Source organism: Aeromonas caviae (genome assembly GCF_000819785.1).
GTDB classification, from domain to species: domain Bacteria; phylum Pseudomonadota; class Gammaproteobacteria; order Enterobacterales; family Aeromonadaceae; genus Aeromonas; species Aeromonas caviae.
The window spans coordinates 1-14,968 of record NZ_CDBK01000065.1 but is presented as its reverse complement, the minus strand read 5'-3'; the positions used below and the strand labels follow the sequence as shown (position 1 = coordinate 14,968).

The following is a 14,968-nucleotide window of genomic DNA, read 5'->3' as shown; positions in this document are numbered from 1 at the left end:
GACAAGGAGCGCCTTATGACCAGGGCCCATGAAAAACTGAACTATGTGGAGTTTGCGGCCAGGGATCTTGCCGCCACCAAGGCCTTCTTCACCGCCGCCTTTGGCTGGCAGTTTGCCGACTACGGCCCCGATTATTGCGCCTTCGAGGGAGAAGGGCTGGATGGCGGCTTCTACCGCGCCGAACTGTGCAGCCAGAGTGCTCAGGGCGGGGCGCTCCTGGTGTTCTACAGCGCCGATATCGAGGCGACCCAGAGCAAGGTAGCCGGCGCAGGGGGCACCATAGTGCGCCCCCTGTTCGATTTTCCCGGTGGCCGCCGTTTCCACTTTGTGGAACCCAGCGGCAACGAGTTTGCGGTCTGGTCCGAACCGGCGGCCTGATGGCGAGGGGGGGCGAGAAACAATTCAGCCCCACCCCCATATACCAAGCCAGCCGTTGTCCCTAGTTGTATCAACAACAAAAAGCCTGAGTGAACATATTTTTGTGATCTTTGCGCTGCCAATTAGAGGACCAAATAGATTATCATCGCCATTCGATGCCAACTCCATGATTGGTAACCTCTATCAACGGATTGTGGCCTATATATTTAAAAATTTAAGTGGAGCAGGTAGATGGCTGGGGAAAGATCTAAAACCATTGGTGAGGTTGGAGAGAAAATTGCAGATAAATTTTTCAGTAGAATAGGTTGGAACTCTCCACAAAAAGGCATGTATTACACCTGTTACAACCCAAATGCACATGCGCTTCCTGAAGCAAAAGGAGGTGAGAAAAAACAACATGGCATTGATTTCCAATACTCCTACAAGTCATCTCTTGAATCTAATACACTCAATAATTTAATTATATCAATCAAACATATAAAAGATTCAAAGTATCCTCAGTCAGCCACAGAAAAGTTTAAAGGGTATATCAGGGACTTAGTACATACTACTGAATGCTTTCAACGTTCTGCTGAACGAAGAGATATTAACTCGGCTTTTAAAGGATGCACTCAAATAAATGACATTCCCGTTTTGTTTTTCATTTCAAGTTTAGATGATGATGATACAGACTTCGTTACTCGACTACAAAGCAGCAGATTCATTTCAGAGCATGATGTAAAACAACTTTATGTGATAGATAATAAGAAAGTAACTTTTATACTTAAAACAATAGACTTTATAGAATATACATACCAAGATTGGGAGTGGTACTTTTATCACCCTCTCACTGGATTGAATTTAAATGATAACACTATAGTATTGCATAGCAATAAACTTCAGGTTGAATATTTGACCAGCCCTATAATCCCATTTTTATTGAAGAAAAAAGTTGGCGAGCATGATACATTCAAATTTATAGTTTCAACTATAAATGGGTTCTCAGAGGACAACTTTTCAAAACTAATAACATATTGTAGAGATAACACATTAGATCATGTTAGTGACTTTGAGGTATTAACCCCTGATTACTTCTCAGATGACCATGATGCTATAAAAAGAAAAGTCCTTAGCTCTTTTGAGACTTCAATAAACATTTCCATTAAGAATTATTTGCCAACTTTTAGGAGTCTTGCTAATGAGTGATGCTTTCTTTATTCCAACTGGTGATTATTTACGTCAGTTTATTGGAAACTCAATGATTAAAGCTCCTGATATACAAGCCATCCTAAAATCGAGGGGAACCTTCAGTTCATCAACTGATAAAGTTGTTCTAGGGCCACTTCTTGTTAAGACTGGCATATCTCCTGAAGAGTTTGAGTTGCTAAAAGAAGCCATCCAATCGAAAGAAGACAACCCTAAGATAAGAACACGGAATTTAAAATGGAATAGTGATGAAACATTACTTAACGCTCTTCCTTTCGACTTTGATTTTTCAAATCTAATTAATGATCCTTTCGGTGTTATATCTATCGACAATGTACCTTCATTTTCCGCCGCAGGAGATGGAAAAGATCCCAACCATATAATCGCCGAGGTTACGCTAAAAAGAACTGATAAGACTAAAAATTTCGGCGATGATGTTTCCTTTCACAACGGCTCCATTGAATTAAAATTAACAAATGATAATGTTGATTTAAGACTTACAATGAAGCATACATCAAAAGAAACTGCTAATGTGCTGAACAAAATATCCACGAGAGTACATAAGCATCTATCTGAACACAATTATATTATTGACCAACCTTTACAACAAATCTTGTTTGGCGATTTTACAAATGAAGCAAGAATTGGTTTCTTGCTGGAACTGGCTAGAACGAATGAAATGTACTTGTATTATAAGGACATGAAAAAAGTAACGTTCTCACCTGATGATGACCTAAAAGATAGCCGCCCACAAGAAATGGAGTGGTTTGAAGAAAAAGTGAAAAATTTGATGTTTAAAGGACAAGGCTTAGATACAAGTCTTTTCTTCATAAAGGAAGAATTAAAAAGCCATATAAAGCTATATAGCGTTACATCAAGTTATGAGCTTAATGATGATGAGCACCAAGGGACTTGCACTGTAACTATTTGCTTTCCAGAGCAGGAAGAAAACAGCGAATTAATGATGGAGGTCGACAATATCAACATACAAAGAAAGATGCCCGCAGAACAAAAATCAAAAATTAAACTTGATATACTTAAGTTTTTAGAGTCACACAAATTAAAATTACATGAAAAATATAAGGGTTAATGGACTTTATTGAATGTATAGCTCTAGATTTGTACATATGGATTGTACAAATCTAGCTATCACCTGACACCGCCCTTTGTCGGTGGCATTTATGTGCCCCATTGCTGCTCTTATCTCAATAGTGTTTTGCTACTGCTGCCCTGTTTCCCCCAGTCTGTGGCGGGCATACTGACCGCCGATATTGCAAGGAGGTTCAGATGCCATCCCCCCTGATTGTGATTGCCCAGCTTGACGCCAAACCCGAATTCGCCGCCCAGTTTCGCGCCGCCCTCGAGCCGCTGATCGCCGCTACCCTGCAAGAGCCGGGGTGCCTTCGCTACCAGTTGCACCAGAGCCTGGAGAGCCCCCACAGCTGGATACTGTACGAGGAGTGGGAGAGTGAAGCCGCCCTGCTCGCCCACCAGCAGCAGCCCCACTACATCGCCTTTGCCAGCCTCGCCTCCCCCTGGTTTGCCAACCGGGTCGTGAGCCGCTACCGGCGCGCCTGACTGCCTCCGCCCTCGGCGCAGGCAAAGCCCATCATTTGAGCGTAGAAACACTAACCTGAGGAATTTGATGATGAAGATGCCCAACCTGGGTCTTGGAACCTTCCGCCTGAAAGATCAGCCCCTTCGCGACTCCCTGCTCCAGGGGCTGGAACTTGGCTACCGCCATATCGACACCGCCCAGATCTATGACAACGAGGCCGACGTCGGCCAATTGATGAGCGAAAGCGGTGTTCCCCGCCAGGATATCTACCTGACCACCAAGGTGTGGACCAGCGAGTTCGGTCCGGGCAAGGTGATCCCGAGCCTGGAAGTGAGCCTGGAGAAACTGCGCACCGACTATCTGGATCTGGCGCTCATTCACTGGCCCTCCCCCCAGGATGAGGTGCCGATGGCGGTCTATCTGGAGCAGTTGGCCGAGGCCAAAGCCCGGGGCCTGACCCGGGAGATCGGGGTCTCCAACTTCACCGTGGCCCAGCTTAAACAGGCCATCGAGATTTTGGGGCCGGGCGCCATCGCCCACCAGCAGGTGGAGATCCACCCCCTGCTGCAAAACCGCAAGGTGGTGGAGTTCTGCAAAGCCCACGGTATCGCCATCACCGCCTACATGCCGCTTGCCTATGGCAAGGTGCTCGCCGAGCCGCTGCTGATGGAGATCGGCCAGCGCCACGGCGTCTCGGCGGCCCAGGTGTCGCTGGCCTGGCTGCTGGCCCAGGGCATGACGGTGATCCCGAGCTCTACCAAACGGGAGAATCTGGCCGCCAACCTGGCTGCGCTGAAGGTGCAACTCAGTCGCGATGAGATGGCCGCCATCGCCACCCTGGATCGGGGCGAGCGCTGCGCCAACCCGGATTTTGCGCCGAATTGGGATTAAACCATGGCCTCTCGATTCGGCGGTGGATAGCGGCGACCCTCACGAACAGACTGCAACCACGGGCTATCCCCTCTCCCTATGGGAGAGGGAGAGGGTGAGGGCAGGCTCTTCTATTCAGGTCATCAGGCCTTAAACCAGATAGCCCCCTCATCCCCAGCCCTTCTCCCGCAAGGGGAGAAGGGAGCAAAGAAAACCTGACACCGTCGACGAGAACACCAGCGGGAGGCCCAGTGCCTCCCGCTTTTTTTGTCCCCAATACCGCGCGTCACCGCCGCCCGAGTCCTCCTCCAACACCTTCCCTCAATCCTTTACCTCTTACCTCATTTCTCTTTCCTCTTTTCTCTCTGTCCCGGCTCGCTCTGCACGGGTTGCCGCCGTGCGCGTTGTCTCTGCACCCACCTCGCGCGCTACAGCCGCTCTTGCCGCAGTTGCCTCGACCACTCCCACTACCCCATTTCACGGTCACATTGCTGCTGATTTGGCAAAAGTAATTTGACGTTGCCGTCATTTTTACCAACAAACACCCTCGGCATACTGGCGCCATTCTCCCGTCGGGAGTCCCAATCCAAGGAGTTGTTATGCCACTGGCGTTATTTGCCCTCACCTTAAGTGCCTTTGCCATAGGCACCACCGAATTCGTGATCGTGGGGCTCATCCCCACCATCGCCGAGCAGCTCAATGTCTCGCTCCCCTCGGCGGGCCTGCTGGTCAGCCTCTATGCCCTTGGGGTGGCCATCGGCGCCCCCGTGCTCACGGCGCTCACCGGCAAGCTGCCGCGCAAGTGGCTGCTGGTGGGGCTGATGGCCCTCTTCACCGTCGGCAACCTGCTGGCCTGGCAGGCCCCCGGGTACGAGAGCCTGATTGTGGCCCGCATTCTCACCGGGCTGGCCCACGGGGTCTTCTTCTCGGTAGGCAGCACCATCGCCACGGGTCTCGTGGCCAAAGAGAAGGCGGCCAGCGCCATCGCCATCATGTTCAGCGGCCTCACGGTCGCCCTGGTGACCGGCGTCCCGCTTGGCACCTGGATTGGTCAGGTCTTTGGCTGGCGCGAAACCTTCCTGGTGGTGAGCCTGCTCGGCCTCGTCGCCATGGTGGGCAGCATGCTGCTGGTACCGGGGAACCTGCCGAAGGGGGCCGCCTCCAGCGTTCGCGAGCAGCTCTCGGTGCTCACCAGAAAGCCCTTGCTGCTGGTCTACGCCAAGACGGCGCTCGGTTACGGCGGTGCCTTCACGGCATTTACCTTCCTCGCCCCCATCCTGCAACAGGTGAGCGGCTTTGGCGCCAGTGCGGTGAGCCTGATCCTGCTGGTGTACGGGGTATCGGTGGCGGTCGGCAATATCTGGGGCGGCAAGCTCGCCGACCGGATGGGCCCATTGCCCGCTCTCAAGCTGCTGTTCGCCGGGCTCGCCGTGGTGCTGCTGGTGCTCACCTTCACCGCGCCGCACCCGGTGCTGGCGGTACTGACCGTGCTGGTGTGGGGCGCCTTCGCCTTTGGCAACGTGCCGGGTCTGCAGGTACTGGTGGTGAAACAGGCCGAGCGCCACACCCCCAATGCCGTGGATGTGGCCTCCGGCCTCAACATCGCCGCCTTCAACGTCGGCATTGCGCTGGGCTCCGTGGTCGGCGGTTTCGTGGTGGAGCACCTCGGCCTGATGCACACCCCCTGGATTGGCGCCCTCATCGTGCTGCTGGCCTACGGCCTCACCCATGTCAGCGAAGCGGGCGAGCGCCGCGCCGCCCTTTCCTGACCCCCGGGCAAGCAAAAGGCCGACACCCTGTGTCGGCCTTTTTTCATGGGCAAGATGCGAGGCTCAGGGCTCCTTGAGATCCTCATCGGCAGCCCAGCGCGCCTCCAGCCAGAGCAGGTTGACCAGCCCGCAGAGCAGGGCGAACCCCAGCCCCAGCAACCAGGTGAAATACCACATATCGCGTTGATCCTTGTGTTGAAGCGGATTAGTAGAGGCTGTGGCCGTGCTGGCGCACCTGTTCGGCGCTGACCCTGCCGCGCACCACCCGATATACCCAGAGGGTGTAGCCGATGTTGACCGGCATCAGTACCCCGACGATCCCCAGCATGATAAGCAGGGTGCGCTCGCTGGAGGTGCTGTCCCACAGGGTCAGGCTGCTGGCCGGATCCAGGGACGAGGGCAGCACGAAGGGGAAGAGCGCGATGGCCACGGTCAGCATCATGGCGGCGCAGGCACCGCCGCTGGCAACGAGCGCCAGCCCGGACTTGCCGAGGCGGCTTGCCAGCGCGCACACCAGGGGCAGCAGGAGCCCGAGCACAGGCACGGCCCAGAGCACCGGATGGGCGACAAAGTTGCCAAGCCAGCCTGCCGGCACCGCCACCACCTCTTTCATCAGCGGAGTGAGGGCGCCGTTGAGATCGCCGATGGCCGTGATGCGATACCCCGCCATCTCCCCAAGCCAGACGCCGCCAAGGGCAAAGAGGGCGCTCGCCAGGGGGCCGAGCCAGAGGGCGAGGCGGGCGCTGCGCGCCGCTATGGCCCCCTGGGTTTTGCACTGCAGGAAGCTGGCACCGTGCAGCAAGAGCAGCGCCAGCGCCGTTCCCATGGCGGTCAACAGCAGCGGCCAGTGGAACGCAAAGGCGCCATAGTGGATGCGAAGGGCCGCATCGAAGCGAAACGGCAGCCCTTGCAGCACCAGGCCAAGGGTGGCACCAAACACCAGGGTCGGCAGCAGACCGCCCACCACCAGGGCGCGGTCCCACCAGCGGCGCCAGACCGGGTCCGGCAGCTTGCTGCGATAGTCAAAGCCCACCGGGCGCAAAAAGAGGCCGAACAGCAGGAACATGAAGGGCACGTAAAGCGCCGAGAAGGCGGCGGCATAGACCAGGGGCCAGGCGGCAAACAGGGTGCCAGCACCGGCGATGAGCCACACCTGGTTGCCCTCCCACACCGGCCCCACGCTGTTGAGCAGCACCCGCCGCTCGTCATCCGTCTTGCCGACCACGGGCAACAGCATGCCGACCCCGAGATCGAAGCCATCCATCACCACGAAGCCGACCAGCAGGAAGAGCACCAGCCCCCACCAGATCACTTTCAGGGTTTCGTAATCCATCAGGCAGGACTCCCGTTTTGCAACACTTCACCTTGATAACGACCCGTCTGCAGGCTGGCAGGCCCTTTGCGGATCACATGACGCAACAAGAACAACTCCACCACCAGCAGGCTGCTGTAGATGAAGAAGATGGCGATGAGGCTGAACCAGAGCTGCCCCGGTTGCAGCAGGGAGACGGAGGCCGACACCGGCAGCACGTCGCTGATGGTCCAGGGCTGGCGACCGAACTCCGCCACGAACCAGCCCGCCTCAATGGCAATCCAGGGCAGCGGAATAGACCAGAGCAGGGCCCTGAGCAGCCGCGGGGATTGCACCAGCCTGCCCCGGCACAGCTGCAGGAAGGCGGCGGCAAAGAGCGCCAGCAGCGCCACGCCGATGCCCACCATCAGGCGAAAGCTCCAGAACAGCGGCGCCACCTGGGGGATGGAGTCCTCCACCGCCTTGGCGATGGCCCCCTCGTCCGCCTTGCCAATCTCCTTGGCATAGGGGGTGAGCAAGAGGCCGTAGCCCAGATCGCCGCGGTGGCGCTCGAAGGTGGCGCGGGCCGCCTGGTTGCTGCCATCTGCCCGCATCGCTTCGAGCGCCTCGTGGGCCAGCATGCCGCTGCGAATGCGCGCCTCGTGCTGCGCTTTCAGATCTTTGAGGCCCGTCACCTGCTCATCCAGGGAGCGGGTGGCGATGATGCCCATCAGATAGGGTATCTTGATGGCCGCGTGGGTGGTCTCGGCACGCTGATCCGGCAGGCCGAACAGGGTGAAAGAAGCCGGGGCGGGCTCCGTCTCCCACTCCGCCTCGATGGCGGCGAGCTTGACCTTCTGCACCTCCCCCGAGCGATAACCCGACTCGTCCCCGAGCACGATGACAGAGAGGATGGCCGCGAGGCCAAAACCCGAGGCGATGGCAAAGGATCGCAGGGCGAAGCGCACCTCCATGCCGCGCAGCAGATACCAGCTGCTCACCCCCATCACGAACAGTGAGGCCGCCACATAGCCCGCCGCCACCGTGTGGACGAACTTGACCTGGGCCACCGGGTTGAAGATGACCGCGGCCACATCCACCAGCTCCATGCGCATGGTCATGGGGTTGAACTCGGCGCCGACCGGGTTTTGCATCCAGCCGTTGGCGATGAGGATCCAGAGGGCGGAGAGGTTGGAGCCGAGCGCCACCAGCATGGTCACCAGCAGATGCTGACCGCGGGAGAGCTTGTCCCAGCCGAAGAAGAAGAGGCCCACCAATGTGGACTCGAGGAAGAAGGCCATCAGCCCCTCCACCGCCAGCGGCGTGCCGAAGATATCGCCGACATAGTGGGAGTAATAGGCCCAGTTGGTCCCGAACTGGAACTCCAGGGTGATCCCGGTGGTCACCCCCATCACGAAGTTGATGCCAAACAGCTTGCCCCAGAAGCGGGTTATGTCCTTGTAGATCACCTTGCCGGTCATCACGTAGGCCGACTCGGCGATCACCAGGATCCAGGACAGCCCCAGGGTGAGGGGCACAAACAGAAAGTGGAACATCGCCGTCGCCCCGAACTGTATTCGGGAGAGGCTGACCACATCATCCAGGCTTATCATGCATGACTCTCTATGTTGCATTTAACGGACAGGTTTTCGCCCGCCAAGTACACCATGGTCCATGACACCTATAACAGATGCAGTTATAGTGAAAAACACCTATAACAGTTTGGGCCCACCATGTCCCGCTACGGCCAGTTGGCAGACCAGCTGCAACAGCAGATCACGAGCGGCCTCTGGCAGCCGGGGGAGCGCATCCCCTCCATCCGCCAGAGCTGCAAGACCCACGGCCTCAGCCCCATGACGGTGCTCCAGGCCTATCAGCTGCTCGAAAGCCGGGGCCTCATCCTGGCGCGGCCCCAGTCCGGCTACTACGTCAAGGCCGCGAGCACGGCCCGGCGGGAGAGCCAGCCCCAGCAGGCCCGCTACAGCGGCTCGGTGGACATCAACGATCTGGTGTTCGAGGTGCTGCAGGCGAGCAAGTCACGGGAGCTGGTGCCCCTTGGCATGGCGGTGGCGGACCCGACCCTCTTCCCCCACCCCCAACTCGGTCGAGCCCTCGGCAGTTGCATGCGCCGCCTCGATCCCTTCAGCACGGTGGCAGATCTGCCCCCCGGCAACGAGGCACTGCGCCGCGCCATCGCCCGGCGCTACGCCGGCGAGGGGATGGCGGTGGATCCCCAGCAGATCATCATCACCACGGGGGCCATGGAGGCGCTTTCCCTCAGTCTTCAGGTGCTGACCGAGCCCGGCGACTGGGTGGTGGTGGAGTCCCCCACCTTCTACGGCGCCCTGCAGGCCATCGAGCGGCTCAAGCTCAAGGTGGTGGAAATCCCGGTGATCCCCGGGGTGGGCATCGATCTCGCCCTGCTGGAGGAGGCCCTCGCCCAGCGCCCCGTCAAGGCGTGCTGGCTGATGGGCAATGTGCAGCACCCCCTCGGCCACACCATGCCCGATGAGCACAAACAGGCGCTGATGGGGCTGCTCAACCGCAACCTGGTCCCCCTGGTGGAGGATGACGTCTATGCGGAACTCTATGTCGGGCGTGAGCGGCCAAGGCCCATCACCCATTGGGATGCGCGGGGAGAGAGCCTGCTGTGCGGCTCCTGGACCAAGTGTCTGGCGCCGGGCTTTCGGGTCGGCTGGGTGGTGGCGAAGCGCCACGCCGAGCGCATCCAGCGGCTGCAACTGATGTCGACGCTCTCGACCAATGTGCCCAGTCAGCTGGCGCTGGCCGACATGTTGCGCCAGGGCGGGGTGGACGCCCACTTTCGCCGCCTGCGCCACACCCTGGCCCAGCGCCAGCAGCAGATGCGGGCAGCCCTGATGCGCCTCTTCCCCGAGGCGCGTATCTCCAACCCCGATGGTGGCTACTTTCTCTGGCTCGAATTTGACGCCCGCCTCGATGGCCGGGCGCTCTATGCCAGCGCCATCGAGCAGGGGGTCTCCATCGCCCCCGGGGCCCTCTTCTCCAGCCAGGGCCAGCACAACCACTGCCTGCGCCTCAACAGCTCCCATCCCTGGAGCCCGCAGCTGGACGCGGCCCTCACCCGGCTGGCGGGCCTCATCGCCCGGCAACGGGAAACCTGGCAGAGCCCCCCTGACGCCTCACACGACAAGGGCCCGTAACGGGCCCTTTTGCAAGCGAGTGCGCCTTATCTGGCCATGGTCTGTGACTGGGCCTTGAAGCCCAGTCGCTCGTAGAGGGCCCTGGCCCGCTCGTTGAAAGCCATCACCTCCAGGCGCAACTGGCTTGCGCCCCGCGCCTTGCCCCACTGGTCCCCGTGGGCGATCAGCGCCCGGCCGATGCCCCGGGAGCGCAGCCTCTCATCCACCACCACGGTCGTGATGCGGCAGACGGGCAGCTTGCTGAGAAAGGGGACGCTCTCGTTGAGGTCGATGCGGGCGATGAGAAAGCCCGCCACCTCCCCCGCCACCAGCGCCACGCAGAAAAGACGCGCCTCGTCGGCTATGGCGCCGAGCAAGAAGGCCCTGTCCTCCGGGGACGGGGGGCAGAACACCTCGGGCACCTGCTCGAAGTGGAGCTGACCTATCTGCCGGTTCAGGGCCAGAATGGCGTCGATATCCTGTTCAGTTGCCTTGCGAATGTCCACCTGATGCTCCTTGCAGTGAGGGTCGCCAGCGAGGAAAGAGGCTCGGCGGTCACCCTTTGGAACCCGCATCTTATCGGCTCGTCACGGCAATCAACAGCCCCCGGCAACGACAAGGCCCCATGACGGGGCCTTGTGGACAATCCTGATGGCAATGCGGGCTCAGCCCGGCGCCCCCAGCTGGGCCACCTGGCGCTCTATGCTCCCCTTGAGGTTGTCATCCAGCTTCAAGGCGCGCGCCAGCTCGTCCAGATAGCCGCGCTCCATGAAGTGATCCACCTCGATGGTGAGCAGGGAGGCGAGGTAGACCTCGGTCGCCAGCTCCATGTCGGTCACTTCTCGCGCCAGGACATGGGGGTCGAGGGGGCGGGAGAGCTCGGCGTCAATCCAGCGGGCCGCATCCCGCTCCCCCTGTTCGGTCAGGTACTCCTGGATCTTCTGGCGCTCGGCGGCATCGATGTGGCCGTCGGCCCGGGCCGCCGCCACCATGGCACGCACCAGCAGATTGGCGCGGGCATCCAGGGCCTTGCCCTCCAGGGTGTCCAGGGGCTGGGTCGGCTGGGCCGGGGTGGACTGCTGGGTCTGCCAGTCCTGATAGAGCTTGTAGGCCAGCCCCCCGAGAGCCGCCGCGCCCCCCACCGCCGCCACCTTGGTGCCATATTTGCGCATCTTCTTGTTGCCAAGCAGCAGCGCCATGGCCCCGGCGGCCAATCCCCCCTGGGCCATGCCCTTCATCTGGGCCTTGCGCGTGTCACCACCGTCGTTGAGCCAGCCCTTGCCAGCTCCCATCAATTGCTCCAGCATCTGTTTCATGGGGCCTCCTCCCTCGCGTGATGAGTCATGCTGGGCCGCCTGCGCTGAACTCAAGGTGAATGACGGCGCAGGCAAGAGGAGGCGCTGGTTGGATCAGTGTCGGCCCCGCCCACTGTTATTGTCCCCGGGGGACAGCCAAGGAGTCCCCCTTGCCTCGACATAAGGAAGTACCATGAGCGCCCGTGAACTGACCCTGCAATTTCTCGCCGAACCCGCCGACGTCAACTTTGGCGGCAAAGTCCATGGCGGCATGGTGATGAAGTGGATTGACCAGGCCGGCTACGCCTGCGCCGCCGGCTGGTGTGGCGGCTATGCCGTCACCGTCTATGTGGGGGGCATCCGCTTCTTGCGCCCCATCCAGATAGGCCAGCTGGTGGAGGTGCACGCCAAGGTGATCCACACCGGCACCACCAGCATGCACCTGGCGGTGGATGTCTACAGCCGCCATCCCACCGACCCGGAGCGGCGCAAGACCACCCACTGCATCATCATCTTCGTGGCCATGGACGAGCATGGCAAACCCACTCCGGTGCCCCAGTGGCAGCCGGTGAGCGAGAGCGATCTGCAGTTGCAGCAGTACGCCAAAAAGCTGATGGCCCTGCGCGAGGAGCTGGACAAGGAGATGCGCCAGCACATGTGACCCGTCCCGCCCCGGGCAGCCGGGGCGTGTCTTCGCGCCGCCGGGCGCTATAATGGCGACCACCCTTGCCCTTGAGAACCCAAGATGTCCCTGGAAAATGCCCCCCCCGAGGTCCAGCTCGCGGTGGATCTGATTGAACTGCTGGAAACCAACCACATCGCCCCCGCGCTGGCCCTGGCGGCACTCGCCATCGTTCGCCGGGATTATGAGCGCAAGCTCGAGGAAGGTCGGGAGGCCTGAGCGCCCCCGCAGGAGGCACCATGTCAGCCCCCATTCGCATCGAACAAGGCCGCGCCATGCTCCTCGGGGGGCTGCGCCGTCACCACCCCTTCGAGCAGGGGGACTTCGCCGGCCAGTGGCGCGACCTCAGCGCCCTGCTTCCCCTGCCGGGGCAACTCGGTGAGCACGCCTATGGCGTCATCTGCGCCGCCACCGACACCCACTGCGAATACCTCTGCGGGGTGGAGGTCGCCGCCCTGGAGGTGCTGCCTCCCGGGCTTGGCCGCATGCGCATCGCCCCCCAGACCTACGCCATCTTCTTGCATCAGGGGCATGTCGCGACCCTGCCGCACACCTGGCGCCAAGCCCTGGCGTGGCTCGCGCAATCGGACTATCAATCTGCCCAGCAGCCGGATTTCGAGCGCTACGGCGCCCGCTTTGACGCCGCCACCGGCAGTGGCGAAGTGGAAATCTGGCTCGCCGTGGTGCCGAAACAGGCCCTGGCCTGACCCCTGGCCGCCCGGGCTACCTCGGCCCCATCACCTCGTCACAGAGCGCGATCAGCGCCTCCCCCAGCCGGGCGAGGGGCTCGCTCGTGCCCGGCCCCTGGTGCAGGGCCAGCTCCACCGAGCGCACCGCAGGCCAGTGAGCCAGCACCACCTGATCCGGTTGCAGCAGGCGCGCCGGCAGCAGACTGACCCCGATCCCCGCGCTCACCGCCCCTTGCAGGCTGGCGAGACTGCCGCTCACGTAGGCGATGCGCCAGGGGATCCCCTCGGCATCCAGGGCGTCGGTCATCTGGCGCCGGTAGAGCCCCTCGCTTGGAAACACCACCAGAGGCAGGGGGTCGCGCCCGGCGGCGGGCCACTCCCGGCTGTCAACCCAGGCCAGGGGCTCGCGCCAGCGGGCGATGGGCTCTCCCTGGCCGCGCCCCTGCTTGATGAGGGCCAGATCCAGCTCTCCCCCTTCGAACGCCTGCCACAGGGCATGGCTGAGATCGCTTTGCACCTCCAGCCGCACCTGCGGGTGCGCGCGGGCGAAGGCGGCCAGCACCGGGGTCATGGCCCCCGCGGCAAAATCCTCCGGCACCCCGAGGCGCAGTGGGTGGCTCGCCTCGCTCACCCGCTCCCCCGCCCGGGCCAGCAGCCCCAGGATGCGGCGCGCCAGCCCGAGCAGGGTCTCCCCCTGGGCCGTGGTCACCACCTGGCGACCGGATCGGTCGAGCAGGGTGCAACCCAGCTGCTGCTCCAGGCGGCGCATCTGCTGGCTCAGGGTGGACTGGGTGAGGTGGATACGCTCGGCGGCGCGGGTAAAGCTGCCGGTTTCGACGATGGCGACGAAGCTCTGCAGCAATTGGGGGTCCAGCAGGGGGCGCTCCATGGGCAATCTCCATTTATAAAACCACTGGAAGTCATTTTATCATTTAATTTCCAAATGATGCGGCGACCCTCTAGGCTGCTGTCCTCCCCCTTTTTGCCAGGATATGACCATGCCACCCCCTTCCCAGTCCGGTGCCCGCCTCCTCAACTCCCTCACCGCCGTCTCGGCCCCCAGCCATCAGGAGTGGCTGGAGCAGGCCCTGCACCTGGCCCTGACCCATCGCCAGCAAGGGGGGCGCCCCTTCGCCGCCCTGCTGGTGAAGGAGAACCGGCTGGTGGCGAGCGCCGTCAACCGCATGCTGGAGGCGGGGGACCCCACCCGCCACGCGGAGCTGGAAGCGCTGCGGGAAGGGAGTCGCCAGGGGCCGCTGGCCGGGGCCATCGTCTATGCCAGCGGGCACCCCTGTCCCATGTGCCTGTCGGCCCTGGTGATGAACGGCATCCAGGCGGTCTACTACGCCTTTGACAACGACGATGCCGCCCCCTTCGGCTTTGACAGCCGCGCGGCCTACGCGGCGCTGCGACTGCCGCTGAGTCCGCCGCCCCTGCCCCTCATCAAGCTGGCGAGCCCCATCGCGGCCGAAACCCTCTACGGTCCCCTGCCCCATGCATAAGCGCCTTCTCCCCCCGGGCAGCGGCGCCTTGCTGGTGCTGGTGATCCTCATCGCCCTCAACCTGCGCCCCTTCCTCACCGCCATCGGCCCCCTGGCCCCTCGCATCGACGCAAGGCTGGCCCTCGGGGTAGATACCCTGGCCTGGGTCACCCTGCTGCCCCTCTGGCTTATCGGGGTCGGCGTGCTGCTCACCCCGGCGCTCCTGGGTCGCACGGGCCCGCGCCCCCTGCTCGGGACGGCCCTGCTGTTGCTCGCCCTTGGCAGCGCCCTGCGCGTCGATCTGGCGAGCGGCACCCTGCTCATCGCCAGCGCCGCCCTGTGCGGGCTGGGCTCGGCCCTGGTGCAGGGGGTGCTGCCCGGCCTTATCAAGGAGGGGTTCGCCCAAAAGGTGCCTCTGGTGATGGGGATCTTCTCCGCCTGCATGATGGGGGGCGGGGCGCTCGGGGCCGTGCTCACCCCGCGCCTTGCCGAGTATCTGGACTGGTCTCGGGCGCTGGCGCTCTGGGGCCTGCCGGTGCTGCTGGCCCTCGGCTGGCTGGCCTGGCGGGTGCCCCTGCCTGCCCCGGCCAGCACGCCCGCCCCCACCGG

The 14,968-nt window shown here is 61.2% G+C and carries 18 protein-coding genes; 12 read left to right on the top strand and 6 right to left on the bottom strand.

All coding sequences use genetic code 11. From position 1 onward, the window contains the following. Positions 1 to 15: 15 nt before the first annotated feature. The 6 genes from BN1120_RS09880 to BN1120_RS09860 all read left to right on the top strand — a co-directional run bounded on the left by BN1120_RS09880 (position 16) and on the right by BN1120_RS09860 (position 5,760). On the top strand, positions 16 to 378 hold the full coding sequence (locus tag BN1120_RS09880) for a VOC family protein (protein ID WP_042015911.1): 363 nt from the start codon (positions 16 to 18) through the stop codon (positions 376 to 378). Positions 379 to 609: 231 nt separating this feature from the next. Then, complete coding sequence (gene gapS4a, locus BN1120_RS21285) at positions 610 to 1,563, top strand: GapS4a family protein (protein WP_145983760.1); 954 nt, start codon at positions 610 to 612, stop codon at positions 1,561 to 1,563. Next, complete coding sequence (gapS4b, locus tag BN1120_RS09875) at positions 1,556 to 2,653, top strand: GapS4b family protein (protein WP_042015910.1); 1,098 nt, start codon at positions 1,556 to 1,558, stop codon at positions 2,651 to 2,653. Before gapS4a ends, gapS4b begins: the two co-directional genes overlap by 8 nt. 197 nt (positions 2,654 to 2,850) lie before the next feature. Further along, entirely contained in the window at positions 2,851 to 3,141 is a 291-nt protein-coding gene (locus BN1120_RS09870; protein ID WP_042015909.1) for a putative quinol monooxygenase, read from the top strand. A gap of 67 nt (positions 3,142 to 3,208) precedes the next feature. Then, positions 3,209 to 4,012 carry a 2,5-didehydrogluconate reductase DkgB gene (gene dkgB, locus BN1120_RS09865; RefSeq protein WP_042015908.1) on the top strand — a complete coding sequence of 268 codons (804 nt, stop codon included), beginning with the start codon at positions 3,209 to 3,211 and terminating at the stop codon, positions 4,010 to 4,012. A 578-nt stretch (positions 4,013 to 4,590) separates the two neighbouring features. Next, a complete protein-coding gene (locus tag BN1120_RS09860; RefSeq protein WP_039038609.1) occupies positions 4,591 to 5,760 on the top strand; it encodes an MFS transporter in 1,170 nt (389 codons plus the stop codon). A gap of 63 nt (positions 5,761 to 5,823) precedes the next feature. Here the strand turns inward: BN1120_RS09860 and BN1120_RS09855 are convergent, their stop codons facing one another. From BN1120_RS09855 to BN1120_RS09845, 3 genes are read right to left on the bottom strand one after another with little or no spacing between them, the layout of a single operon-like run. Next, on the bottom strand, positions 5,824 to 5,937 hold the full coding sequence (locus BN1120_RS09855) for a CydX/CbdX family cytochrome bd oxidase small subunit (RefSeq protein WP_010674207.1): 114 nt from the start codon (positions 5,935 to 5,937) through the stop codon (positions 5,824 to 5,826). Positions 5,938 to 5,965: 28 nt separating this feature from the next. Beyond that, the gene (gene cydB / locus BN1120_RS09850) at positions 5,966 to 7,093 is read right to left on the bottom strand and encodes a cytochrome d ubiquinol oxidase subunit II (protein ID WP_042015906.1); all 1,128 of its coding nucleotides are present in this window, start codon (positions 7,091 to 7,093) and stop codon (positions 5,966 to 5,968) included. Next, complete coding sequence (locus BN1120_RS09845) at positions 7,093 to 8,664, bottom strand: cytochrome ubiquinol oxidase subunit I (protein WP_042015904.1); 1,572 nt, start codon at positions 8,662 to 8,664, stop codon at positions 7,093 to 7,095. The genes cydB and BN1120_RS09845 overlap by 1 nt, the downstream gene beginning before the upstream one ends. A 120-nt stretch (positions 8,665 to 8,784) precedes the next feature. Here BN1120_RS09845 and BN1120_RS09840 point away from each other — a divergent pair, with 120 nt between their 5' ends. Continuing rightward, positions 8,785 to 10,233 (top strand): aminotransferase-like domain-containing protein, encoded by a 1,449-nt coding sequence (locus BN1120_RS09840; RefSeq protein ID WP_041215483.1) that lies wholly within the window; start codon positions 8,785 to 8,787, stop codon positions 10,231 to 10,233. Positions 10,234 to 10,259: 26 nt separating this feature from the next. Here the strand turns inward: BN1120_RS09840 and BN1120_RS09835 are convergent, their stop codons facing one another. Both BN1120_RS09835 and BN1120_RS09830 read right to left on the bottom strand, forming a co-directional pair. Further along, on the bottom strand, positions 10,260 to 10,718 hold the full coding sequence (locus BN1120_RS09835; RefSeq protein ID WP_042015903.1) for a GNAT family N-acetyltransferase: 459 nt from the start codon (positions 10,716 to 10,718) through the stop codon (positions 10,260 to 10,262). A 159-nt stretch (positions 10,719 to 10,877) separates the two neighbouring features. Then, complete coding sequence (locus BN1120_RS09830; protein ID WP_042015902.1) at positions 10,878 to 11,528, bottom strand: tellurite resistance TerB family protein; 651 nt, start codon at positions 11,526 to 11,528, stop codon at positions 10,878 to 10,880. A gap of 172 nt (positions 11,529 to 11,700) precedes the next feature. Here BN1120_RS09830 and BN1120_RS09825 point away from each other — a divergent pair, with 172 nt between their 5' ends. From BN1120_RS09825 to BN1120_RS09820, 3 genes are all read left to right on the top strand, one after another. Then, positions 11,701 to 12,168, top strand: coding sequence for an acyl-CoA thioesterase (locus tag BN1120_RS09825; RefSeq protein WP_010674201.1), 468 nt, complete (start codon positions 11,701 to 11,703; stop codon positions 12,166 to 12,168). 84 nt (positions 12,169 to 12,252) lie between these two features. Next, positions 12,253 to 12,408 carry a pleiotropic regulatory protein RsmS gene (gene rsmS, locus BN1120_RS20735; protein WP_010674200.1) on the top strand — a complete coding sequence of 52 codons (156 nt, stop codon included), beginning with the start codon at positions 12,253 to 12,255 and terminating at the stop codon, positions 12,406 to 12,408. A gap of 20 nt (positions 12,409 to 12,428) precedes the next feature. Next, positions 12,429 to 12,896, top strand: a complete 468-nt coding sequence (locus tag BN1120_RS09820) for a GyrI-like domain-containing protein (RefSeq protein WP_039038603.1) — start codon at positions 12,429 to 12,431, stop codon at positions 12,894 to 12,896. Positions 12,897 to 12,912: 16 nt separating this feature from the next. Here BN1120_RS09820 and BN1120_RS09815 read toward each other — a convergent pair whose 3' ends face one another. Continuing rightward, a complete protein-coding gene (locus BN1120_RS09815) occupies positions 12,913 to 13,755 on the bottom strand; it encodes a LysR family transcriptional regulator (RefSeq protein WP_029314296.1) in 843 nt (280 codons plus the stop codon). A 115-nt stretch (positions 13,756 to 13,870) separates the two neighbouring features. Between BN1120_RS09815 and BN1120_RS09810 the strand changes: the two genes are divergently transcribed. Both BN1120_RS09810 and BN1120_RS09805 read left to right on the top strand, forming a co-directional pair. After that, entirely contained in the window at positions 13,871 to 14,380 is a 510-nt protein-coding gene (locus BN1120_RS09810; protein ID WP_042015900.1) for a nucleoside deaminase, read from the top strand. Then, on the top strand, positions 14,373 to 14,968 hold a 596-nt coding region (locus tag BN1120_RS09805), incomplete at its 3' end, for an MFS transporter (RefSeq protein ID WP_042015985.1). The genes BN1120_RS09810 and BN1120_RS09805, both read left to right, overlap by 8 nt.